This window comes from Bifidobacterium sp. ESL0827, from assembly GCF_052606685.1.
This window is the reverse complement of sequence record NZ_CP199597.1, coordinates 2,080,144-2,102,101: the sequence shown is the minus strand read 5'-3', so window position 1 is coordinate 2,102,101 and position 21,958 is coordinate 2,080,144. Positions and strand designations below refer to the sequence as shown.

General features: G+C 61.3%; 14 protein-coding genes. 6 read left to right on the top strand and 8 right to left on the bottom strand.

Translation table 11 applies throughout. From position 1 onward, the window contains the following. Positions 1 to 101: 101 nt before the first annotated feature. Both ACUIAI_RS08430 and ACUIAI_RS08425 read left to right on the top strand, forming a co-directional pair. Entirely contained in the window at positions 102 to 332 is a 231-nt protein-coding gene (locus ACUIAI_RS08430; RefSeq protein ID WP_046322139.1) for a hypothetical protein, read from the top strand. A gap of 133 nt (positions 333 to 465) precedes the next feature. Further along, on the top strand, positions 466 to 885 hold the full coding sequence (locus ACUIAI_RS08425; protein WP_445342155.1) for a sterol carrier family protein: 420 nt from the start codon (positions 466 to 468) through the stop codon (positions 883 to 885). 27 nt (positions 886 to 912) lie between these two features. Here the strand turns inward: ACUIAI_RS08425 and ACUIAI_RS08420 are convergent, their stop codons facing one another. Next, the gene (locus ACUIAI_RS08420; protein WP_445342154.1) at positions 913 to 1,296 is read right to left on the bottom strand and encodes a DUF3073 domain-containing protein; all 384 of its coding nucleotides are present in this window, start codon (positions 1,294 to 1,296) and stop codon (positions 913 to 915) included. A gap of 153 nt (positions 1,297 to 1,449) precedes the next feature. On the opposite strand from ACUIAI_RS08420, the gene trpS reads away from it, so the two are divergent. Next, the gene (gene trpS / locus ACUIAI_RS08415; protein ID WP_445342153.1) at positions 1,450 to 2,535 is read left to right on the top strand and encodes a tryptophan--tRNA ligase; all 1,086 of its coding nucleotides are present in this window, start codon (positions 1,450 to 1,452) and stop codon (positions 2,533 to 2,535) included. On the opposite strand, the gene ACUIAI_RS08410 is transcribed toward trpS, so the two are convergent. Continuing rightward, positions 2,532 to 4,298, bottom strand: coding sequence for a threonine/serine ThrE exporter family protein (locus ACUIAI_RS08410; protein WP_445342855.1), 1,767 nt, complete (start codon positions 4,296 to 4,298; stop codon positions 2,532 to 2,534). The two genes, trpS and ACUIAI_RS08410, sit on opposite strands and share 4 nt — an antisense overlap. Before the next feature lie 306 nt (positions 4,299 to 4,604). Here ACUIAI_RS08410 and ACUIAI_RS08405 point away from each other — a divergent pair, with 306 nt between their 5' ends. Next, positions 4,605 to 7,364: a phosphoenolpyruvate carboxylase gene (locus ACUIAI_RS08405; RefSeq protein WP_445342152.1), complete on the top strand. Its 2,760-nt coding sequence runs from the start codon at positions 4,605 to 4,607 to the stop codon at positions 7,362 to 7,364. A 278-nt stretch (positions 7,365 to 7,642) separates the two neighbouring features. After that, positions 7,643 to 11,164, top strand: a complete 3,522-nt coding sequence (locus tag ACUIAI_RS08400; protein WP_445342151.1) for an RCC1 domain-containing protein — start codon at positions 7,643 to 7,645, stop codon at positions 11,162 to 11,164. 515 nt (positions 11,165 to 11,679) lie between these two features. Here ACUIAI_RS08400 and ACUIAI_RS08395 read toward each other — a convergent pair. The 5 genes from ACUIAI_RS08395 to ACUIAI_RS08375 are packed head-to-tail and all read right to left on the bottom strand — an operon-like array spanning position 11,680 to position 18,662. Further along, positions 11,680 to 13,317, bottom strand: coding sequence for a glycoside hydrolase family 36 protein (locus tag ACUIAI_RS08395; protein ID WP_445342150.1), 1,638 nt, complete (start codon positions 13,315 to 13,317; stop codon positions 11,680 to 11,682). 45 nt (positions 13,318 to 13,362) lie between these two features. Beyond that, positions 13,363 to 15,483: an alpha-galactosidase gene (locus ACUIAI_RS08390; protein ID WP_445342149.1), complete on the bottom strand. Its 2,121-nt coding sequence runs from the start codon at positions 15,481 to 15,483 to the stop codon at positions 13,363 to 13,365. 45 nt (positions 15,484 to 15,528) lie between these two features. Beyond that, entirely contained in the window at positions 15,529 to 16,392 is an 864-nt protein-coding gene (locus tag ACUIAI_RS08385; protein WP_110412261.1) for a carbohydrate ABC transporter permease, read from the bottom strand. 1 nt (position 16,393) lies between these two features. Next, positions 16,394 to 17,377: a carbohydrate ABC transporter permease gene (locus tag ACUIAI_RS08380; RefSeq protein WP_445342148.1), complete on the bottom strand. Its 984-nt coding sequence runs from the start codon at positions 17,375 to 17,377 to the stop codon at positions 16,394 to 16,396. A gap of 31 nt (positions 17,378 to 17,408) precedes the next feature. Further along, complete coding sequence (locus tag ACUIAI_RS08375; protein ID WP_445342147.1) at positions 17,409 to 18,662, bottom strand: ABC transporter substrate-binding protein; 1,254 nt, start codon at positions 18,660 to 18,662, stop codon at positions 17,409 to 17,411. Between the two features lie 309 nt (positions 18,663 to 18,971). On the opposite strand from ACUIAI_RS08375, the gene ACUIAI_RS08370 reads away from it, so the two are divergent. Beyond that, a complete protein-coding gene (locus ACUIAI_RS08370; protein ID WP_445342146.1) occupies positions 18,972 to 19,985 on the top strand; it encodes a LacI family DNA-binding transcriptional regulator in 1,014 nt (337 codons plus the stop codon). 157 nt (positions 19,986 to 20,142) lie between these two features. Here ACUIAI_RS08370 and ACUIAI_RS08365 read toward each other — a convergent pair whose 3' ends face one another. Further along, positions 20,143 to 21,894: an FAD-dependent oxidoreductase gene (locus ACUIAI_RS08365; protein ID WP_445342145.1), complete on the bottom strand. Its 1,752-nt coding sequence runs from the start codon at positions 21,892 to 21,894 to the stop codon at positions 20,143 to 20,145. Positions 21,895 to 21,958 lie beyond the last annotated feature (64 nt).

Here is a 21,958-nt window from a genome sequence, read left to right as displayed (position 1 = left end):
ATGGCACCGATGCGCCCCACAGTTCACCGCTTTCTACTAGGATGTTGACTAGGTCGGTCGAAGTGGGCAGGACCGACGAAAGTCGTCGAAAGGAGCCAAACATGGAGAATTCATCTTCAAACGGCTGGAAGTTCTTTGCTCTGCTCTTCGGCACGCTGCTGGCCGGCGTTGTCGCTCTGTTCGTATACAAGCAGCAGAACCCGGATTACGATCCCTGGGAGGAGCCCTGGGAGAACAGCTCATCGCCAGTCGACCTGGGCCTGGCCAAGGATGAGGAGGACAAGGGGTCTGAGGATCCCGAGGCCCCTCTGCAAGCGGGCGCACAGGCCTGACCGTTCCGGTCGGGAAGGGATCCGACCCAGCGTCAAGGACGTGAGGGCAACGGATTCCTTTTTTCATGCCTGAATTAGGGCTGACCACAATCTGCTGGACACGCCTGTTGGGGCGGCGCGTCACAATGGAGCTATGAGTGCCATACGGGAAGCAGACATGGAGGAAGGCCGCCGGGATTTTCTGGCCTGGCGCGATGCGGCCAAGAAGGCCGCAGGCAATCTAGGCCCGGAGGGCAACCGCCTGACAGTGGCCCCGCAAACCGATAGGCGCAGCAAGGCCATGGCTGTCCGCTATTCCCTGCACATGCTGGAGATCAAGGCCCCCGGCCCCGGCGTGGAGGTTAGGGTGGCCCCTTGGGGAGCCATCAAGATTCTGGACGGGCCGGCATCCGACCCACATAACCTGACTCCGCCCGACGTAATCGAACTGGACCCGGATGTCTGGCTGCGGCTGGCCGCTGGCATCACCAACTGGAGTGAAGAAGCCGCCGCCGGGCATATCAGCGCCGTGGGCGAGCGCGACGATCTGCACGAACTGCTGCCACTGGTATGACCAATAGTCGGCTACCTCTGCGGCCGGCTACTTGCTCGCGGACCCCTTGGCTGCTGTCTTCTGATCCTTATGGTGTTTGAGCGCGCTGGGCACGGGAATGGGTATGCGCTTGTGCGGCTTGGGCGTAGCCGGCATCTCCCCAGAGGTGGCTTTGGCAGCAGCCTCGGCGGCCCACCGGGCGTAATCGTCCAGATCATCGTCCGGGGAATCCTCGGGGTCCTGGCCCCCCGATTTGCGCGAATCCGGTTTGGAGTACTCCTCTTCAACCATTTTGAAGGGATCTTTGCCCCTGGTTCCGGGTTCCTTGCTGCTGAGCTCTTTGGCCAGCTCGTCGTAATCCGTGTCCGTTGTCAGATATTTGAGCTTCCGGGCTATTTTCGTCTGCTTAGCCTTCTGACGTCCGCGGCCCATCCGACCCCCTTCGCCAGGTAACGTGCACTTAGGCAACTTGAATGTGAATTTGCATCATTTATGAGAGTACCACCTACACATCTTGTCGGCTCGGACTTTTACCATAAAAGCAATTCCCAGAAGGACATTCGGCACGACGACGAGGGTGGGACCATGCAGGAAGAAGTCACAGCGGCAGGCAACGAGATCAGCGACAGCTTCAGAGCCGCCAAGCATCGGTCTGACCAGGTGCTGACTGAACTGGACAAGAATCCTAGCCGCTACACCATGCTGACCGGCGACCGTCCGACCGGCAGGCTTCACCTGGGCCATTATTTCGGCTCCATCCGCGAGCGCGTCCAAATGCAGAATCGCGGCGTGCACACCAACATCGTCATTGCTGACTACCAGGTCATCACCGACCGGGACACCACCGAGCACATCCGCGACAACGTGCTCAACCTGGTGCTCGACTATCTGGCTGCGGGCATCGACCCCAAGAAGACCATGATCTTCACCCATTCGTCCACCCCTGCAGAGAATCAGCTGCTGCTGCCCTTCCTCTCCCTGGTGACCGAGGCCGAGCTCCACCGCAACCCCACCGTCAAGGCCGAGATGGAGGCCAGCGGCCACGCTCTGACCGGTCTGTTGCTGACATACCCGGTCCACCAGGCCTGCGACATACTCTTCTGCAAGGCCAACGTGGTTCCTATTGGCAAGGACAACCTGCCGCACGTGGAGCTGACCCGGACCATCGCCCGTCGCTTCGACGAGCGCTACCCCGGCCAAGCTCCGGTCTTCCCAGAACCTGATGCCATCCTGTCTGACACCCCTGAGATTCCTGGTCTGGACGGACGCAAGATGAGCAAGTCCTATGGCAACTCCATCATGCTGAGCGCCACCGCCGAGGAGACGGCCAAGCTGATCCGAAAGTCGCCCACCGACTCCGAGCGCAAAATCACCTTCGATCCTGTGAACCGCCCCCAGGTCTCGGCCCTGCTGACCACGGCCGGCCTGGTGACAGACCGGAAGCCCGAGGACATCGCCGAGGAGATCGGCGATGCCGGCTCGGGCGCCCTCAAGGCCTACGTGACCAAGTCCGTCAACGAGTTCCTGGCACCCCACCGTGAGCGCCGTGCCGAGCTGGCCAAGGACATGGACACCGTGCGCGACATCCTGGTCGAGGGCAACAAGCGCGCCAACCAGATAGCCGAGGAGACCCTTGATCAGGTCCGTTCGGCCATGGGCATGCGCTACTAGACGTCGTACCGCCAGGAGCGGTCGGTCAGCACCCGGGCCGTGACCAGGCCGATGGGCAGGCAGATGATGACCATGAAGGCCCGGAAGGCCCAGTCCAGGGCGTTGAGCGTATTGAACTGCCCCAGGTAGAACATGGCCCGGTACATATACAGGCCGGGCACCATGATGACGATGGAGGGCACGGTCAGGCTGATTCGTGGGTAGCCCAGGTGGGGCGGCAGCAGGCCGTGACGGACCGAGGAGCGCCAGACCGTGGCCAGCATGCCGGCCAGGAAGGCACCTAGGAAGGCGGCCATCTCCGGAGGGACATGGAGCAGGTCCTGCATCTCCAGGCGCATAGTGTCGGTCAGGGCGCCAATGACGGCGGCCACCAGGGCCATGCGCTGGGGCGAGTTGAAGAGGACCGAGAAGCCCCAGACCCCGCAGAAGGCTGCGATCATACGCAGTCCGGCCATCAGCCAGGGACTCAGATTCATCGGTTCAAAGCCCTGGGGGTTGAGCATGACCATCCGCGCCACGGCCCAGCCACCCAGTGTGGCCACCAGGATGATCGAGAAGGCGTAGGTGATGCGCTGCACCCCCGAGGGAAAGTCCAGCTTGGCGATGTCCAGGCCGCCGGTGACCAGGGGGAAGCCGGGAATGACGAAGAGGATGGCGCCGATATAAGCCGTGTCGTGCTTGAGAGCCACCGGGTCGAAGATACCCACCAGTCTCAGCGTGCCGACGCAGGCCAGTGCGGCGATGATGACCGCCACCCCGGTAGCGAAGAACTGGTTGATCCTCCTGCCCAGCATCTGTCGACGCACCCACTGGCCTATGCCAGCGCCGACAAAAGCCCCGGCCATGTCATAGGGACCGCCGCCCAGCAGGAAGACGAAGGCTGCGCAGGCCACAGCCGAGGCGAAACCCGAAAAGAGGGGCGAATAGAGGGGTTTGCGTCGTTCGATCAGGTCCAGGCGTTCATGCGCCTGCCGGACTGTGATGCCACCCGCTGCCTGCGGCTCTGGGTACGCGGACTTGTCAGAGGAGGCAGGCCGCCCAGCCTCAGAGCCGCGGCCTTGGCTGGTTGCAGACGGTCCAGCGGCGGCAGAACCGGCGGCGCTCGAATCCGAATCCTTGGCCACGCCGTCGGCAGACGCGGAAGCAGAGACAGAAGCAGCCTTGGAGCCTTTGGAATCCTCCGGCCGAGGCGTGGAGCCTACAGTGCCCAGACCGGCGGCCGTCCTGGTGTCCATGGCCGCCGCATCGATCCGGTTCTGGCTGATCTCGTCCTCGTTGTGTACGGCGGTGGCCACCGCATCCTTGAGCGCCTCGGCAGCATCCTGGTCCTGGGCCAGCACCTCCTTGACCGCCTTGCGGGCCGCCGCGTAGACATTCGGCTCGTCCAGGTTGTCCACCAGCTCCCGGGAGACCACCGTCACGGCGTGGTAGGTCCCCGCCTGCCCGCACTTGACGCTGAGCCAGTCCGCGAAATGCTCCAGTAGCCAGATCCGCTCGGTGTTGACCCCGGTGGTGGGCAGGTCCACCACCTCGGTGATGCGGGACACGCCATCCGTGCAGGTGGCTTCGATGTCGGTCAGGTTCACGTCGGCCCGCACATGCACGCCCATGGGGTAGGCAATCCTGTGCATCATCTCGCGCACGCGGAAGCTTCCTGTGCCGGCCCCCAGCTCCAGCATGCCCACCCGCACAATCAGGCTGGTCTTGGCCGCTATGCAGGCCTCGACGATGGGCTTGTCGTAATCACGTTCAATGTCCTCCATGTCCAGCGGAATGGAGTGGGTGTGGTACTTGCTGACCCGTCTGACCTCGGCTGCGGTCCTGCCGCGATAGCCGTCCTTGGAACTCCTGCTCTTGAATTTCACACCCACATTCATACTCCACCCGGGTCACGTGCCCTTGCACCGCCGCATGGGACCATGAAACGTATTCGACCCGAAAGCGTCCTAGAATGGGCCGCGAGCCATCGAACCGAAGGCTGTGGGCCTGCAACGCCGACCACCAATAACCGCGGAGGAGCCGTGGAATGGTCGAAGACCGGGCAACCTGCGATTCGACAAGGAGGACTGATGACAGATAGTAATCAGCAAATCACGGCTGCCGATGCGACCCTGGTCACATCCGGCACCGGAACCAAGGGCCCGGAGGAACGCAAGCTGCCTCAATCGTTGGATGAGGACATGGCCTTGTGCCTGCGGCTGCTCAGGGATGTGTTGGGGGAATTCGATCAACAGCTGCTCAAGCGCTTCGACTCCCTGCGCGAGGACGTGATGACGGCCAGCGCCGAGCACTTCAACCGCCACCCCTCGGACCCCGTGCCCGACGAGGACGGCCTATCCAAGGCCGTGGCCCTGATCGACGACACCTCAGTCAAGGATTCCCAGCTGCTGGCCCGCGCCCTGACCACCTACTTCCACCTGGCCAACCTCTGCGAGGAGAACTACCGGGTGAAGGTCCTGCATGAGCGCGAGGGCAAGGTGGACCTGAAGGTCAAGGGCACCGACCCCATCAACGAGATGACCAGCGCTTACAGCCAGCTCCTTCAAGAGATGGGCCCGGCCAAGGCCTCGGAGCTGCTGGAGAAGCTGGAGTTCCACCCCGTCTTCACCGCCCACCCCACCGAGGCGCGGCGCAAGGCCGTGGAGGGCAAGATCCGGCGCATCGCCAACCTGCTGGCCGTTCGCCGCGGCCTGGGCGGTTCCGAGCTGGAGGAGAACGAGCGTCTGCTGCACAACGAGATCGACGCCCTCTTCCGCACATCGCCCATCGCAGCCAAGAAGCCGACGCCCGTCGAAGAAGCCAACACCATTCTGGACATCTTCGACGCCACGCTCTTCGAGACCATTCCCAAGGTCTACCGCCGCTTCGACGACTGGATGCTGGGCAAGAAGGCCGGCATGGTCAAGCCCGTCTGCCCCGCCTTCTTCCACCCGGGCAGCTGGATCGGCTCCGACCGCGACGGCAACCCCAATGTGACCGCCAAGGTCTCGCGCAAGGTGGCGCGCAAGTTCTCGGACCACATGCTCAAGGCCCTGGTCAAGGCCACCACCACCGTGGGCCGCAACATGACCATGGAGGTGACCACCACGCCCCCCAGCCCTGAGCTGAGGAGCCTGTGGAGCCACCAGAAGGAGATGAGCGAGCGCCTGACCGATCGGGCCACCACCATCTCGCACAACGAGCTGCACCGGGCCGTGGTCCTGGTCATCGCCGACCGCCTGCAGGCCACCATCCAGCGTGACGCCGACCTTATGTATGCCGACTGCGACGACTTCATCGCCGACCTGCGCGTGGTCCAGGACTCCCTGGCCAAGGCGGGCGCGGCCCGTCAGGCCTACGGACCCCTGCAGGATCTGATCTGGCAGGCCCAGACCTTCGGCTTCCACATGGTCGAGATGGAGTTCCGCCAGCACTCCCTGGTCCACGCCCGCGCCCTGGAGGACATCCGCGAGCACGGCCTGCACGGCGAGCGCGGCGAGCTGCAGCCCATGACCCACGAGGTGCTCGACACCTTCCGCGCCCTGGGTGCCATCCAGAAGCGCAACGGCCAGAAGGCCGCCCGCCGCTACATCATCTCCTTCACCAAGTCGGCGCAGAACGTCAAGGACGTCTACGAGCTCAACCGGCTGGCCTTCGAGCATGCCGAGGACGTGCCGGTCATCGACGTGATCCCCCTGTTCGAACAGCTGGAGGATCTGCAGAATTCGGTGGACGTGCTGGAGGAGATCATCAAGATCCCCGAGGTCCAGGCCCGACTCAAGGAGACCGGCAACAAGATGGAGGTCATGCTGGGTTACTCCGACTCCTCCAAGGACGCCGGCCCCGTCTCGGCGACCCTGGCCCTGCACTCCGCCCAGGAGCGCATCGCCAAGTGGGCCGAGAGCCATGACATCGACCTGACCCTCTTCCACGGACGCGGCGGCGCCGTAGGCCGTGGCGGCGGCCCTGCCAACCGGGCCGTGCTGGCCCAGCCTGTGGGCTCGGTCAACTGCCGGTTCAAGCTGACCGAACAGGGCGAGGTCATCTTCGCCCGCTACGGCAACCCGGTCCTGGCCATCCGCCACATCGAGTCCGTGGCGGCGGCCACCCTGCTCCAGTCCGCGCCCAGCGTGGAGGAGCGCAACACCACCATGACCGAGAAGTACGCGGATATGGCCAACAAACTGGACCAGGCCGCCCACGAGCGCTTCCTGGACCTGCTACACACGCCGGACTTCGCCCCCTGGTTCTCCATCGTGACGCCTCTGAACGAGATCGGCCTGCTGCCCATAGGCTCTCGGCCGGCCAAGCGCGGTCTGGGCGCCAAGTCCTTGGACGATCTGCGGACCATACCCTGGGTCTTCTCTTGGGCACAGGCACGAATCAACCTGGCCGCCTGGTACGGCCTGGGCACCGCCTGCGAGAAGTTCGGCGACCTGGAGACCCTGCGTCAGGCCTACGAGGAGTGGCCACTCTTCAGCACCTTCATCGACAACATCGAGATGAGCCTGGCCAAGACCGACGAGCGCATCGCCAAGATGTACCTCTCCTTGGGCGACAGGGACGACCTGAGCCAGAAGGTCCTCTCGGAGATGGAGCTGACCCGCAAGTGGGTTCTGCAGATTGTGGGCGACGAGTGGCCCCTGCAGCATCGTCACGTGCTGGGCCAGGCCATCCGGATCCGCTCTCCATATGTGGATGCTTTGTCGGTGACCCAGGTGCGCGCCCTGCGGGCCCTGCGTCGTCGCAACGACAAGGAGGAGCTCAGCAAGAGCCAACAGGCCGACTTCATCTACCTGATTCTCTGCACCGTTTCGGGTGTCGCCGCCGGCCTGCAGAACACCGGCTGATCCCCGCTTGGCAAGTTTAAGGGTCCCGCCTCCCGCAGATAGCAGGAGGCGGGACCCTGCAGTATTCGAGTGCCCCTGATGCGGCTGTATGTCATTTGTTGGCTGGGTGGTAGGGTGAGAGACAGGGGGCGCCGGGAGGACTGCTGGCTTCCGCCACGGTTCCTGTAATCCAGAGCAGGGCCAGCGTTGGCAGGTAGAAGGGCTTTCCGATAGGAAGAACCTTGTCTAGGCAAGCGGCGTTTGCTCTACTTGGTGTTTGGTGAAGGGGTTTTGGTTTCATGCGTCTGGTTTCCCGGCTGCGTCGCATCATGGCAATGATGATCGTCCTGCTGGGCCTGCTGGCAGGCTTGGGTATCGCATCCGCCCAAGACGACGCTCCTATCCTTGATCGTCAGACCCCTAGCGTAGCTGAGCAGTCCCCCGCCACTCTTCCCAGCAGCGCAACAGACACTCCCCTTTCCTCGCCCTCGCCGATACAAGCCGCCACGCCATTAAGCCCCACGCCCAGCACCCCGTCATCGACGACGGGCACACCCGACAGCGCAGGCACCGCTACAGCCAAGTCGGCCGACAAGACGGAAGATCAGGCTTCGCACATGGTGCGTTTCGACCCGGCCGACGGCAGCAAACCCACACAAACAACCGTGAAAACCGGCACCCTCGCCGCTGCCCCGCAAGAGAATCCTCAGCGTCAAGGCTTCCGGTTCGACGGGTGGACTCATGACGGCCGGCCCTTCGACTTGCAGACTCCCATCCTCCAGGACACGACCCTGAAAGCCCGGTGGTCGAAGACCACGGACTGGACGCTGAGCCCGGAGCACGGGCCCGCCTCCGGCGCCCGCCTGGCCATCAGCCCGCCCGACAGGCAGGAGCCCTGCTACGTCAGCATCCAAACCGCAGGCGGCCAGACTATTGGCCTGACCGGCGACGGCCGCCTCCACGCCTGGACGCAGGAGGGCACGCCCAAGCAGGTTCCCGCCCCTGTTCAGGCTCCTGAAGGGTTCCGCTACCTGCAGGCCGCAGCCGGCAGCCACCTGCAGGCCGCCTTGGGATCCGACCAGCACATCTACACCTGGAACAGCCAGCAGTCGACGCCCACGATCCTCGACACCGGCCAGGACACCAGGTTCACCAGCATCAGCATCAACGACGACCGGCTGCTGGCCGTGGACCAGCATGGACAAGCCCACGCCTTCCAAGCCAACCCCAACCCACTCAAGAGCCAGGATCCAAAGCTCTCAGAACAGGCCGTGACGAGCCTGCCCGGGCAAGCGCAGGCCGTCACTGCTACCGCCTCCGGCAGCCGGATCCTCATCGTGGACGCGGACGGGCAGGCCTGGACATGGGATGCGAGCAGCATTGGAAAAGCGGAACCTTCACGCGCCGAGCAGGACCCGGGCACGCGCACCGTCCAGGCCCAAGCCCTCAGCCAGGGGTTCCTCCTCCTGGACGCGGACGGGCAAACCCGGTACCTGGCCGATGGCAAGAACAGCCCCACAGCGGTCAGCCTGCCGGAAAGCATGAAAGCCGACTCGATCACAGCCAATGATAGCCAGGCCGTCATCACTGATACGGACGGCCACGTATGGGCATGGCAGCCCGGCGAAACACCCACCCGGACGGACGACGGAAGCCGGCCGTACACGCAGGCCGTCAAAGCCGGCAGCAGCATCACCGCCATCAGCAGGCAAGGCAGCCTATACCGCTGGAGCCTGGACGGGCAGGGCCGGCCCGGCAAGCCAGCCAGGCTCGACGCCACACAGGCGCCCACACTGGAATCAGCCAGCATGGACGGCCAAGCATTGACGCTCAGCAAGAACAACGACGCCTGGCAGACGGACATGCCCGCCCGCCAGCCGGGACCAGCCATCATCACCATCGCCGGCAGGCAGGACGGCCAGCCCTTCACCAAAAACCTCAACTACACCATCGACCAGACCCTGACCAGAAACGACCAACAAGACACCACCCACCAGGTCACATTCAATACAGCCAAGGGAAGCCGGGCACCCGAACCCCAACAGGTATCCTACCCGTACGGCAGGGTGAAGCGGCCCTCCCCCGACCCGGTGCGAGAAGGCTACCTGTTCGACGGATGGTTCACCGGGGAAATCGCCTACGACTTCAGCAAGCCCGTCACCCAGAACCTCACCCTCACCGCCAAATGGACGCCCAAAAACCGGAACAACACGTGGAGCATAAGCCCCAGCCAGGGCAGCCAGCTGGGCGGCAACTCCACCACCATCACCCCGCCAAACACCAGCCGAGGCATAAGATTCAGCCAAGTCAGCGGATCAACATACGACGGTAGTACCATGTACTTTTCTTTGGCGGTGGGCAGCGACGGCAACGCCTACGCCTGGGGAGACAACACGTTTGGCGAACTCGGCGACGGAACAAACACTCACCGGTATACGCCGGTCATGGTCAGGAAGCCTGCAGACGCGCCCGCGGACTTCACCTACATGCAGGTCAGCGGCGGAAGCTATCAGTCCCTGGCCCTGGGCAGCGACGGCAACGCCTACGGCTGGGGAGACAACTCCTATGGCGAACTCGGCGACGGGACATACGAGCAAAGGACTACGCCGGTCAAGGCGAGGAAACCTGCAGACGCGCCCGCGGACTTCACCTACGTGCAAGTCAGCACCGGAAGTCGGCATTCGCTGGCCCTGGGCAGCGACGGCAACGCCTACGCATGGGGAAGCGGCGGCAGTGGCCAGCTCGGCGACGGGAAGTACACCTCCTTTTATCAGAATACGCCGGTCAAGGTGAAGAGACCTGCAGACGCGCCCGCAGACATCACCTACGTGCAGGTCAGCACCGGAAACCTGCATTCGCTGGCCGTGGGCAGCGACGGCAACGCCTACGCATGGGGAGACAACGGCAGTGGCCAGCTCGGCGACGGGACGGAAACTAAGAAGAATACGCCGGTCAAGGTGAAGAAACCTGCAGACGCGCCCGCGGACTTCACCTACACACAGGTCAGCGCCGGAGGCTATCATTCCCTGGCCGTGGGCAGCGACGGCAACGCCTACGCATGGGGAGACAACGGCAGTGGCCAGCTCGGCGACGGGACGGAAACTAAGAAGAATACGCCGGTCAAGGTGAAGAAACCTGCAGACGCGCCCGCGGACTTCACCTACGTGCAAGTCAACGCCGGAGGCTATCATTCCCTGGCCGTGGGCAGCGACGGATACGCCTACGCCTGGGGAGACAACACCTCTGGTCAGCTCGGCAACGATGGTACGAGCAATCTTTCTTCCCCTGTGCGGGTGTTCGCCTCTGCGCAATCCACGAGCTCAAGCGGCCCCTGGCTGAAGGCTGTACAGGTCAGCTGCGGAGCCAATCATTCACTGGCAGCGGGCAGCGACGGAAACGTCCACGTCTGGGGAGGCAACACCGATGGTCAGCTCGGCAACGACAGCATCTCCACATGGGGTTATAGTCCTGTTCCTGTACCGCCGGTGTTCAGTCAGCGACCGGTGATCACCGGCGTCAGATTCGACACCAGTTCCAGCACAAACCTGATCCCTCGTTATGGCAACACTGTCACCGTATTCGCACCTGCACACGTGCCGGGCACGATCACGGTCAGCGTGGACTACACGATGGGCAACGCACCCCAGCAGCCGGACACCTCCCTCCGGTACGAGTACACGCCTGCAGGCGTGCTCCCCAAAGCCGGCGGGGAGGGCATCCTGCTGACCCTGGCCACCGGCATGACGGGCATGGGCGGGGTCCTGGCATCCCGCCGCCACCGGAGGGAAACACATAGTCTGTCATACGCTTCGCACGAGTAAGACCGGACAGGGGCGTATCAATCCCCCCGCCCCAGGCCCTGACAGGGGGAGCAGGGAGGCCAGTGTCATTTATGGCTCAATCCCCACCAAGGGAGCCGACACTCCTCCCGCGCCCCTACCACACTTCTTCAGGCAGAATCACGAGGGCAGGCGTGCACGCCCCGTCCCGCCTGGGAGGGGAGGGAAACACGGCTGGACCAACCACAGGCAGAAACCCACAGCCAGCCCAGCCGTTGTTTTACTCATCCCGTCAACCATGAGTTCCGCCAACACCGGATCAGGCTGTCATAGTCATTGCGCGATGATAAGGTTGTATCACTGTACAAAGACGCGGAAACGAAAGAGATGCACCGTCTGCTGGGGAGACAGTCGGTAGAGTTCTTGGGAGGCTCTGTAAATGGTGTTATCGAATATTCCCCACTGTACTTCGCACGAGTAAGGTCGGGTTCCCATCACTGCAATCCGGCGAATTGGCGGCTGTGCCCATCCCAACCGAGCACGGCCGTCATCTACTTCTAAATGGCGGAAAGATACCCGTCGTAGCGCTCGGGCATGTCCGAGAACTCCAGGCCAGCAGGCTGATACCAGGAGTATCGGCAGGTGCCGCCATCATCAGTCCAGATCTCAGGGCAGTCGTTGACCAGCCAATCCGAGGGAACGGCATGGAAGCCGCCGGTCGAGGCCAAGGCCAAGGCCTGCCTGAGCTGGTCCTCCTGGTCGGCGCTCAGGCTGCCGGGGCGGGCCGAAAAGAAGAGCGGGGTGCCGGTCCGCGCCAAGAGGTCCATCCACTGACGGTTGAGCTCCCAATCGATTGAATCGGATATACCCACGCAGTCAGCGTCGGTGGCGTAGAAGCTCCCGTTCTGGGGTAGGCGGAAGGCCAGGGTGTTGACACCGATCTGCCTGGTCCGCTCCCACTGCCGGCCGCTGGTGTCGTCGCCGGTCCGGTTAATCTGCATAAAGCCGACGCCCAGGTGGCCGACCACGTTGCACCCCTGGACCAGCATTCCAGCCTCGGTGGCCTGCTCGAAGATGGCCCGGTAGAGCTGCTTGACCACCTGGGCGCTGGTCAGGCTCCGGTCGTAGAAGTGCCAGCCGTCCGGGCTGGGCCAGGGGTTCATCTGGAAGCCCCACCTGCCCAGCAGGTCGAAGGTGCTGAAATCATGCTTGACCAGCTGGTAGCCCCACTCCCCCAGCTGGGCGATGTCCTGGCGGATGTAGTCCAGGGCCTGCGGGTTCGAGGGGTCCAGGCATCCGTTGTGCGGGAGCCTGAACTGGTCGGTAATGGCCTCATCCTCGTTGAGGAGCGGACGGTACCAGATGCCGGGCTTGATGCCCATGGCCTTGATCTGGTCGGCCAGGGCGCCCATGTCGCCGAATTTCTCGTTGCCATGCCGCCAGGGGCCGCCGTTGTAGTCCTCAAGTCGGTGGTGGGCCTGCCAGCCGTCGTCCACAACCATGGTAGGGCGGTGAGCATTGCCCTGGGTCAGGTCGGCCAGATACTCGGCATCGGCAAGGATGCGGGATCGGCTGGAGTCCCCGTAGGCGTAGTACCAGTTGTTGCTCCCGTAGACCGGTTCGGGGGGCATAAGGCCGTTCCGGCTAATCCGCGAGCAGAAGTCACTGGCCACGGCAAAGACCAGGCCGCCAGCCCGCTCCTGGAGCGGATATTGCAGGCAAACGATGGTGGCCGCTTCAAGCTCTCGCCCGGCCAGCACCAGGCCACTGCCGCCGTTGCGCAGGTCCAGGAAGAGGGTGATGCCGGCCGTATCGACCTGCCAGAAGCAGAAAGCGTTTGCCCCGGTGGCCACCCCGTATCCCTCGGCCTGCTCCTGACCTGCCGCCAAGAAGTACCAGGGCATGAACCGGTTGGCACGCATGGTCTGAAAACCCATCCGTCCGTAGCCACGCTCCCAGGCATCGCCCAGGTAGAGGTCGTCGGAGGACATGGGCCTGGTCCAGCGCAGGGCCAGGGACCGGATGGGGGTGGAGCCGGCAGTCAGGCTGACCGTCAGCGCAGATCCGCCCTTGAGGCTGACCTTCGCATCGGGGGCTGTGCTAAAGGGCCTTCCTGCGGGCACGGTCTCCCTGTCGGCATCGGTGGTCAGCGTGATCCAGTCCGACTCTCCCAGGCTAAGGCTGGTTGGGTTCATGATTCAGTGCTCCTTCATCCCTGTGGTGTGGCTGATGGCGGCGGGTCAGACCCGGACCAGGTCGATCAGGCGGATGGTCTCGGGCTGGCAGCGGGGTATGCGGATGCCCACGCGCTCCAGATAGGTGCCGGTGACCTCGGCGGTGCCCAGCGGACCCGTCGGATCCAGGTGCTCCAGCGATGCCCTGGGCTTGGCAGGGCCGGTCCAGGCCAGCCGATATCGGGCCTTGGGGTCCAGGCCGGGTATGCGTAGATAAACACCACGATTATGCAGGGATTCGTCCAACTGGACGTGGGCCAGGATGGCCCGGCTGCGGTCGGGGGCCACCACGCCATGGGCAAGTACCGAGGGGTCGGCCAGGTCCAGGCGAACCACACGGCCGGAATGGAGGAAGCCCCGGTTGGCCTTGTACCAGGTGATCCATTCCTTGAGCCGCTCCAGATCTTTCTCGCTGGCCTGGCGGATGTCCCACTCGATGCCCATGGAACCAAAGACGGCCGTGGCGGCCCGGAAATCCAGGCTGTAGGTTCTGCCGGTCTGCTGGGATGAGGGCTGGGAGATATGGGCGCCGATGTACTCAGGGGCCACGGTCTGCTCGGTCCAGCGCTGGATCAGCTGCCTGCTCAGGGCATCGGTCATGTCGGAGTTCCAGAAGCGGCGGATCTTCTCGATCACGCCCAGGTCGATGCGGCCGCCGCCCGAGGCGCAGGACTCCCACTCCACCTTGGGGAAGCGAGCGCGGAGGGTATCCAGCAGGCGGTAGTAGGCCAGGGTCTGTTCATGGATGGCCGGCGCGCCACCATGTGCCTGGGAGCCGGCCTCAAGAAGGTCGCGGTTGTGGTCCCACTTGACGTAGTCGATTTGGCAGGACTCCAGAACCTTTGTCATGGCCTCCAGCACATGATTGAAGGCCTGGGGATTGGTCAGGTCCAGGACCAGCTGGTTGCGCTGCAGCTCCGGGTTTCTGGAGGATGCCCTCATGACCCACTCAGGATTGTCGCGGAAGGCGTCCGAATTCGGGTTGATCATCTCCGGCTCGAACCAGAGGCCGAACTGCATCCCCAATTTATGGACATAATTAGCTAAAGGCTTCAGGCCCTGTGGCCAAACCGCAGGGTCCACCCACCAGTCGCCCAGACCTGCCGTGTCGTCCCGGCGCAGGTGGAACCAGCCGTCGTCCAGAACAAGGCGTTCCACCCCGATGCGGGCGGCGCGGTCGGCCAAGTCGCGCAGGGTGTCGAAGTCGTGGTTGAAGGTGATGGCCTCCCAGACGTTCAGGATGACCGGCTGCTCACGGGGATGCTCGGGTAGGGTTCGCTCCCAGGCATGCAGGCTGTTCATGATCGGATCCATGCCATGGTCGGAGGCCGTGGCCACAATCCAGGGCGTGCTGTACTCCTGGCCCTGGCTCAAAACCACCTCGCCGGGCAGGAGGAGTTCGCCAGCGCTGACACCGGCCGGGGTGGCGCTGTTCCGGTCCACCCGGAGCACGGTGTTCCCGCTCCAGGCCGGCTGGACGCAGAGCACCCTGCCGTGATGGAAGTTGAACCCTGGGGTGCCCACCATGACCACGGGCCCCTCGAAACCGGTACGGCCCCAGCGGAACTCACGCACCCAGGCCCCGTCGGCCAGGTCATGGCGCTGGGGACTGCGCTCACGTTCGTGTCTGCCGGCGAAGTCCAGAATCTGGGTCTGCTGGTCGTCCAGGGGCAGGCGGACCTCCAGACCCTCCAGCAGGAAAGAATCGGCACCCAGGTTGCGCAGGGTGTGGCGAATCCGCAGGGAACCGCCGGCCATGGCCTCCACCCTGGTCTCCAGCGCAAGCTGGGCATCCTCGTCACGGGCCTTGATGGTTAGCGAGTCGTCTGTCTGCTCAGGCTGGCCCTCGACCAGGAATCGAGGCGACCAGGAGCGCCCGGCCTGGATGCCCTCGGGGCCCTGGGCGATCCGATGCCCGGTCAGGCCCGGATGCAGGTAAACGCCTGTAGCGTGCTCGAGCAGGAGGGAGGTATTGAGGTTGGTCGCCTCAGCGCTCCCGCAACTGTCGAAACATGATGCAACCTGCACACCCAGTACCTTCGGCAGATCTCCGCCAGACTGTGGGGAGGCCAGCGCCAGACGGGTGGTTTCGGGCCCACCGAGGTCATTCCCCGGAAAGACAATCATGGGTGTCACCAACTCCTTTATTGCTTGATCGGTTTTCTACCTCAATTACTTAACCGAACCCGCGACCATGCCTGCAATGAAGTACTTCTGCAGGAACATGTACGCCACCACCATGGGCGCCGCGGCAATTAAAGCGGCTGCAGCAGCAATACCAAGGTTATTGGTATTCACAGAGAAGAAGGAAGCAACACGAGGAGCGATGGTCTGAGATTGAGGGTCAGTCAGAATATAGCTCGACAGTGCAAATTCATTCCAAACAGCCGAACCGGTCATGATGACGACAGTAGCCGTCACAGGCTTAAGCATTGGCAGTATTAGTCTGTTAAACACCTGAAGATGATTGGCTCCATCAAGCGCACCAGCTTCGTCAATAGCAGGGGGGATAGCCTTGATAAAGGCCGTATAGAGGAAGACCGAAAGAGGCAGTTTTTCAGCTGTTAACACTATTACGATGCCCCAATAATTATTGATTCCCCCAATCTGCACCAAGAAAGTGTACAAGGGCACAAGAATGCTCATGGGCGGAATCATCATCATGGACAGAATAAAAGCTGAAATGAACTTATTCCACTTAGTCATTCTACGAGCCAGAGGATAAGCAGCAGCTGCTCCAAGCACGCAGACCAGGAAAGTCGAACACACAGTCACAACTGCACTGTTGAACACCGCCTTCAGAATTCCTCCCTCATTGACAGCCTGGGTCCAGTTGCTCCATGCCAGATCATGCGTCCTCATCACCAGAGATGGAGACATGTCGTCAGAGGGCTTCAACGACGTCGTGATTGCTAGATAGAACGGAAGCAGCTGGCAGATACAGACAATAATCAGAAAGAGATAAATCGCCCATCTCCCACGCTGGTAGTCCGAAGGGCTATATGACATCTGCTTCGTTTGCTTGCCTCTTGCCATATCAGGCCTCCCAATCGAGCTTGGCCAAGCCTTTATTGACCAGCCAGGTCACCAGCGCAATCAAGACGAACAGGAATACGCCGATTGCAGAGGCATACCCAGCTGTCTGATTATCGAAGTACATGGTTCCTATGTACGTTGATATGGAGTTGGTTGCATAACCTGGGCCCCCACCCGTCAAAACCTTGACAAGGTCATAGAGCTTCAATCCTCCAATTAGATTCAGAACGACGCTCGTCGTAAAGGAGGGAGCCAAAAGAGGCAGAGTGATGTTCCAGAACTTCTTCCATCCATATGCACCGTCGACCTCTGCAGCTTCGACCACTTCCTGATCCATGGTCTGCAGACCAGCCAAATAGATAATCATCGAAATACCGACGTATTGCATCGAATTAACGAAAACTACAATGGCTACTGCAAAAGCGGCATTATTGAACCAGGGTATCTTCTGTATGCCGAATATACCCAGTATGGCGTTTAATGCCCCCTGCTGATACTGGAAGACAAAGTAGTACATGATGCCCATGATCACCGATGCAACCAGTGCGGGAAGATAGATGATAGCCCGCATCAGGGTACGACCCTTAATCCTGGTATTCAGCAACAGCGCTAGGCCCAAACCCAGAATCTGCTGAATTACTGTAGATCCAATACCGTAAATAAAGGTATTGATGATGATCTGCATAAAATTCGTATCCGTGAACATTGACTTGTAATTTGCCAAGCCAACGAAGGATTTCGCTTCGTTATAGCCATCCCAGTTCGTTAACGAGAGGCCAATACCCGAAATCAATGGATAGATGATGAATACTACCAGCAGGATTACAGCCGGCAGATAGAACAGGTTGATTGAAGAACCCTTGAACCTTCTGCGCTTATGGACCACCGTCTGCGCATTTCCTCTCGTACTTTCGCCACCAGCCGGGTCAAGCAAACGATCCGGCTGGCTGCGCAACGCGTTTATTTCAGCTTTATCGGTCATCATCAAGCTCCCGAAGAAACTCTTGTGGTAGCGACTATTTCTTGGTCTTCAGATTTTCAAAGGCCGTCTTTGCCTGATCGGCAGCATCCTTGGGAGTCAATTGACCTGTGATAATGCCGTCGGTGGACTTGGACATGGTGCTGTACATGCCGGGCAGGTATTTGCGGTCGAAGAAGGGAACCGTAGCTGTCTTCTTATCTTTCATCCAGTAGTCATAAGAGGTCTGGAACTGTCCCAAAGCAGATTTGACACCAGTCAAAGCCGAATTGTTCATGCTGACATTGACCAGCTGTTGAAGATTCTCGGGCTCTGCAAGAAAGTCGATGAACTTCAAGGCCGCTTCCTTGTTCTTGCTCGTCTTGGAGACTCCGAAGGTCAGCATGTCCTCGCCTGTTGAGAAGTAAGGCTTGCCAGTAGCGGAAGGAATGGGCATCATACCTAATTTGACATTGGGATTGTATGACTCTATCAACTGTGCGTTCCCGTTCGAACGGAAGTAGAAACCAGCCTTATCGGAAGCCATGAGACGCGCGATGTCATCTGGGGTCGCGGAGGTATAGTCAACATTAAAGTAACCGTTCTTAGTCCACTGGCTGACCATTTCGGCATACTTCTGGTAGATGGAAGGATCGAATTTTCCGCCCTTGAGTTCCTTGAGCTGAGCGTCGGTATACATGCCGGGAAGGATATAGTCTGCAATATCGCCGACGGCACCCATGTCCTTTGGGGTACTGACTATAGGCGTCATGCCAGCTGCCTTCAGTTTTTCGCAGGCATCCTTGAACGCATCCCAGGAATCGATGCTCTTGGTATCAATACCGGCCTTCGTCATAACCGTCTCGTTGTACATAATTCCAGAAACCTGTATATCCGCAGGCAGGGCATAGAATTTGCCATCAGAAGTCTTGTAGACTTCATTGCCTAACGGCTTCAACCTCTTTGCCCAGGGACGATTCTGCATCGGCTCGAGGAAGTTGCCATAACGATCCCTCGACCATCCATGGGTGGCCCAGATATCCGGCGGGTTGTGCCCAGCCAAACGCACTCTTATGTCGTTCTGATTATTATTTGTTCCCGGGTTCGCCTTAATGGTGATACCGGGGTTGGCTTTTTCAAACTTTTTGGTAAGCTTTTGAATGACCTTAAGTTGTGGCGTGCCCGTAGACTGCATGGTCATGAACTCCAAGGTCTTTGTACCACCCGAGGATGAAGATGATCCGCATGCCCCCAAAGGTGCGAGGGCCAAGACGCAACTGATACCCAAAGCAATTACTTTGCCGTTCTTCATCAACCACTCCTTTGTAGGTTGTCATCTACCCGAATCACTTAAAGCAAATCCTCGCAATAGGTGTTCCGGTAATCTCTCAGTATATTCGAGTAGATTCTCTTGTCAAATGATCTAGGTTTTATCCGATAATCATGACTGCTCAAATAACGCACAACCCTTGTTTTAAAAGCATTGAGCAGACACCTGCCATGCCATGCGGGGCCTCTTCCCGGCCTCTGGGCACCGTTGCTGATTGGAATATACTCGAGTAACATAAGAATTGAATACACTGTAATTTAAAGTGTTTTCATGCTTAAAAAGGGGCGGGCAATGGCAGAGGTTCCTACGCACGAACAACGTCGAAAGCGAGCCACCAGGGCTGATGTGGCACAGCTAGCGGGAGTTTCGACTGCTGTGGTCAGCTATGTCTTCAACAACGGGCCAAGAAGGGTTGCGCCGGCAACCTCAGAAAAGGTGCGGCGCGCGGCCAAGCTGCTTGATTACCGCCCCAACACCACTGCCCGCGCACTGCGTACCGGGTTTTCAAAGATGATGGCCGTCATCGTCCCGGACTCCTCCAACCCTTTCAGCGCCGGCATTTACAACGAGCTGCAATCAGCCGCATCCCGCCACGGGTATTCCTTGATGTTCATGAACGTCAAAGGTGATCCGAAACTGGAGGAGGACGCAATCAGCAAACTGATCGAACGCAATGTTGATGCCATTTTCCTCTCAACCTCGCGCACCTATGACCAGATCAGCATGGCGCCCCTTGACCAGAGCCGATTCATCTTTATGGATCAGCCTCGGAGGGTCATGAACGCCAAGAGCGTTTCTACTGACTTCTATTCCTCCGCCATGACCGCCACCGAACACCTGATAGGGCATAAGTTCCACAGCGTGGACATGCTCTACGGCGGCCCGGAGGAGGACCGGACAGATGATCGCGTGCGGGGCTGGTATGCCGCCCATCAGAACAACAATCTGCCCGCCGGCCGCATCATTCGGTCCTACTTCACTCGCGAGGGAGGGTATAGGGCGACGCTCAGGCTTCTGGACAGCGACCACCAGCCCGAGGCCATTTTCGCCGGTTCCGACATGGAGGCCATGGGTGCTCTTCGGGCTCTTCATGAGCGCGGGCTGCGCATTCCCGAGGACGTGGCCATCGTCTCCTTCGACGGTACCGTCGACTCCCTCTACACCTGGCCGCAGCTGACCACCATGCAGCAGGACACCCAGAAAATCGCCGCCTGTGCCATGAATGCGGCCTTGGATCCGGACCAGGTCCCTGACGTGCAACTGATCAAGGCGGATCTGGTCATCCGTCACTCCTGCGGCTGCTGATACGGCAACCTAATCAAACCGTATAAGTTCCGGATAATATCCATAGTTTTTCACCAATGCAGACCTGCAACATATATCAGAAAAGGCGCTGGTGTCACTGCCAGAAAAGCAGTGACACCAGCGCCTTCTCAGACTCTGCTCAGGCTCGGACCCAGGGTCAGGCTCCGATCAGGTCCAGCATTTCAGGAACGGACTTCTTGCCGAACTCCACGGTCTCCTGGCCATCCTTGCGGATCACGATGCAGGGGACGCTCATGACCTGGTACTGGTCCTTGAGCTCCGGGAAGTGGGCCAGGTCGTAGGCCTCAGCCCGCACCTTGCCGTTCTGGGCCGCCACCCGCTGGGCGGACAGGACCGTCGTCGGACACATGGTGCAGGTCAGGGAGACCAGCATCATCACGTCCACCTGGTCCTTGATGGCATCGATACGGTCCGAGGTGGGCTGATCTACCTGCTGGCCGGGGCCCGCCGCATTGTAGAGGGCCAGGACGAAGGAGTTGAACTCGTGGCCGCTGGGCACGCCATGGAAGGCCAACCCGGTCGGCTGGGAGACGCCCTGGTCGTCCACGCGGCAGATGCGCACGCTGGGGCGGGCATCGGGCAGGTCGCCGGCGGGATCGTAATCCTTACCATCTTCGTCCGTGCGGGAGTCCACCCTGGAGGTCAGCTTGCCGTCGGAGAGCCCGACCAGCTCGCCCACGAAGGCCTCCAACTCCTTGGAGACCTGGCTGCCGTCCAGATCCAGGGCCAGCTCCAGCTTTCCGGTCATCTTGCCGAAGACCATGTCCAGCTGCTTGCGGATGTCCGGCCCGAAGAAGCCGGAGGTCTTGGCCGGGGCCTGGTCGTGCTCCTGGGCCACAGGCGCGGGCGAAGTGCCCGAGGCCAGGGCGGAGTTCTCGGCCTGCCGCTCGGAGCGGGCGTAGGGGGAATCCTCGGGACGCGGCGGCACCAGGCCGGTCTTGTCCGACATATTGGAGGCGTAGCGCTCCAGCTCCACGGCGGCCACAGCACCATCGGCGGTGGCGGTGATGACCTGGCGCAGGTTCTTGACCCGCAGATCCCCGGCGGCGTAGATGCCGGGCACCGAGGTCTCCAGGTAGCCGTGGGTCAGCACGTAGCCGTGGTCGTCCAGATCCACCACGCCCTTGAGCATGCCGGTCTGGGGCACGTAGCCGGCGAAGACGAAGACGCCGAAGGTGCCGCCGTCCTGGGGCTTCCAGGTGGTGGTCTGCCCGCTCTTGCGGTCCAAAATGGTGGCCTCGACCAGCCCGCCGGGGCCAGCGGAGACCCCCTTGAGCTCGGTGGAGTAGTGAATCTCGATCTTGTCGTTGTCCCGGGCCTCGTCAGCCACGGCGGCATCACAGGTGAAGTCCTCCTCGCGCACCAGCAGGGTCACCTTGGTGGCGTACTTGGTCAGGAAGACCGACTCCTCAGCGGCCGCGAACCCGCCGCCGACCACCAGGACCTCGCGCCCGGTGAAGAACTCGCCGTCGCAGGTGGCGCAGTAGGCCACACCGCGGCCCGCATACTCCTGCTCGCCCTGGAAGCCGATCTTGCGGGGGCTGGCGCCGGTGGCGATCAGGATGCCGAAGGTGCGCAGATCGCCCCGGGAGGTGTGGACCACCTTGATGTCGCCCTGGGCCTCGATGCCTGTGGCCTCGGCGCTCATGAACTCGGCTCCGAAGTTCTGGGCCTGCTGGCGCATGGTCTCGGTCAGCTTGCGGCCGTCAGTGCTGGCCACGCCCGGGTAGTTGACCACGTCGGCCGTAATGGTGATCTGGCCGCCGAAGTCGTCCTTCTCCAGGATCAGGGTGCGATACCGCGCCCGAGCCAGGTAGAGTCCTGCGCTCAGGCCTGCAGGGCCGCCACCGATGATGACCACGTCATAAAGATTCTTGTCTTCCGTCATGAATGCCTCTTCCGAAGGAATGCACGGATGTGCTGTTTTGGATGCTGGTCGTGAATACAGAAAA

Coding starts and splice junctions, on each gene's coding strand:
- ACUIAI_RS08430 (WP_046322139.1), top strand. CDS start 102: ATGGAGAATTCATCTTCAAACGGCTGGAAGTTCTTTGCTCTGCTCTTC.
- ACUIAI_RS08425 (WP_445342155.1), top strand. CDS start 466: ATGAGTGCCATACGGGAAGCAGACATGGAGGAAGGCCGCCGGGATTTT.
- ACUIAI_RS08420 (WP_445342154.1), bottom strand. CDS start 1,296: ATGGGCCGCGGACGTCAGAAGGCTAAGCAGACGAAAATAGCCCGGAAG.
- trpS (WP_445342153.1), top strand. CDS start 1,450: ATGCAGGAAGAAGTCACAGCGGCAGGCAACGAGATCAGCGACAGCTTC.
- ACUIAI_RS08410 (WP_445342855.1), bottom strand. CDS start 4,298: ATGGAGGACATTGAACGTGATTACGACAAGCCCATCGTCGAGGCCTGC.
- ACUIAI_RS08405 (WP_445342152.1), top strand. CDS start 4,605: ATGACAGATAGTAATCAGCAAATCACGGCTGCCGATGCGACCCTGGTC.
- ACUIAI_RS08400 (WP_445342151.1), top strand. CDS start 7,643: ATGCGTCTGGTTTCCCGGCTGCGTCGCATCATGGCAATGATGATCGTC.
- ACUIAI_RS08395 (WP_445342150.1), bottom strand. CDS start 13,317: ATGAACCCAACCAGCCTTAGCCTGGGAGAGTCGGACTGGATCACGCTG.
- ACUIAI_RS08390 (WP_445342149.1), bottom strand. CDS start 15,483: ATGATTGTCTTTCCGGGGAATGACCTCGGTGGGCCCGAAACCACCCGT.
- ACUIAI_RS08385 (WP_110412261.1), bottom strand. CDS start 16,392: ATGGCAAGAGGCAAGCAAACGAAGCAGATGTCATATAGCCCTTCGGAC.
- ACUIAI_RS08380 (WP_445342148.1), bottom strand. CDS start 17,377: ATGATGACCGATAAAGCTGAAATAAACGCGTTGCGCAGCCAGCCGGAT.
- ACUIAI_RS08375 (WP_445342147.1), bottom strand. CDS start 18,662: ATGAAGAACGGCAAAGTAATTGCTTTGGGTATCAGTTGCGTCTTGGCC.
- ACUIAI_RS08370 (WP_445342146.1), top strand. CDS start 18,972: ATGGCAGAGGTTCCTACGCACGAACAACGTCGAAAGCGAGCCACCAGG.
- ACUIAI_RS08365 (WP_445342145.1), bottom strand. CDS start 21,894: ATGACGGAAGACAAGAATCTTTATGACGTGGTCATCATCGGTGGCGGC.